Source organism: Brevundimonas sp. TSRC1-1, assembly GCF_049898245.1.
Classification (GTDB): Bacteria; Pseudomonadota; Alphaproteobacteria; order Caulobacterales; family Caulobacteraceae; genus Brevundimonas; species Brevundimonas mediterranea_A.
Genome location: NZ_JAFCXI010000008.1, coordinates 1 through 1,361, shown reverse-complemented (window position 1 = coordinate 1,361; position 1,361 = coordinate 1). Strand labels below are relative to the sequence as shown.

The window sequence follows — 1,361 nt, the reverse complement described above, 5'->3', positions numbered from 1 at the left end:
GCGGTCTTCAGCGCCGACCAGATCGAGCCGTCGCCCGACATCGGGATCAAGTGGCGCTCGGACTATATCTCGGGCGTGGTGCGGCGCGAGGACGGCTTCGTCGTCCTGATCGACCTGCCTCGACTGCTGTCCAGCACCGACACCGTCTCTCTGGCGTCCTTCCCCAACATCGATCGAGCGGCCTGACGGCCGCCGGCGTTTCCTGGAAAGAACATTACAATGCGCGCTACGATTAAGATGAAGCTGGCCGGGGCCTTCGCCGCTGTGCTGGCCATCGCTATGATTCTCGGCGTCGTTGGCGTCATGAAGATGAGCAGCGTCAACGACCAGTCCACGGTCATCACCGAGAACTGGATGCCCAGCATCGATGCGATCCACCGTATCAACACAGCGACTTCGGATCTTCGCGCGCAGCAATATGCGCACATCACCTCGACCGATCCGGCGCGCATGGCGGCTGTCGAAAAGGATATCGCCGCCACGCTGGAGACGATCAAAAACGACGAGGCGAAATACGAAGCCCTGATTTCGTCGGACGCCGAGCGGAATCTCTACAACCAGTTTTCGGACAAGTATGAAAACTACCTGCGGGATGGGGAGCGGATGCTCACCTTCTCCCGCGCCAATCAGAACGAAGCGGCCGCCCAGGCCATGCTGGCCAGCAAGCCCCTCTACGACGACCTGTCGGCGGACCTGGTCAAGCTGGTGAACCTCAATGTCGAAGGCGGCGCCGCCGCCAGCGCCGAAGGGGACAAGGTGTTTTCCGAGGCGCGCAGCCTGTTCATCGCCCTGGTCGCCGCCGGTCTGATCATCGGCGTGGTCGCGGCTCTGTGGATTTCGCGGACCGTCACCATGGGCCTGCGCAAGATCGCGACGGCGATCGACGCCGTCGCCATCGGCGATCTGAACCAGGACGTCGCCGTGACGACCAATGACGAGATCAAGGATCTGGTCGATACGGTCAACCGGATGACCGCCAACCTGAAGGCCACGGCCGCCATGGCTGACGAGATCGCCCAGGGCGACCTGAGCGTTCAGCCCAAGCCGCTGTCGGACAAGGACATCCTGGGTATCTCCCTGCAACGGATGGTCGGCAATCTGCGCGGCACCGCCGCGATGGCGGACGAGATCGCCAACGGCGACCTGAGCGTCCAGCCCAAGCCCATGTCGGACAAGGACACCCTGGGCATCTCGCTGGAGCGGATGGTCGATAATCTGAGGGTCACGGCTTCGATGGCCGATGAGATCGCCAACGGGGACCTGACGGTCCAGCCCAAGCCGCTGTCGGACAAGGACACGCTGGGTCTTTCGCTGCAGTCCATGGTGGAACGCCTGCGCGGCGTGGTCGGCGACGCCCTGTC

Annotated in this window: 2 protein-coding genes; both read left to right on the top strand. The window is 63.2% G+C overall.

Translation table 11 applies throughout. The features are described 5' to 3' along the window. Positions 1–186 (top strand): chemotaxis protein CheW (locus ACP7CK_RS16685; protein ID WP_426026753.1); only part of this gene is annotated, 186 nt, incomplete at its 5' end. Between the two features lie 33 nt (positions 187–219). Then, on the top strand, positions 220–1,361 hold a 1,142-nt coding region (locus ACP7CK_RS16680; protein WP_426026752.1), incomplete at its 3' end, for an MCP four helix bundle domain-containing protein.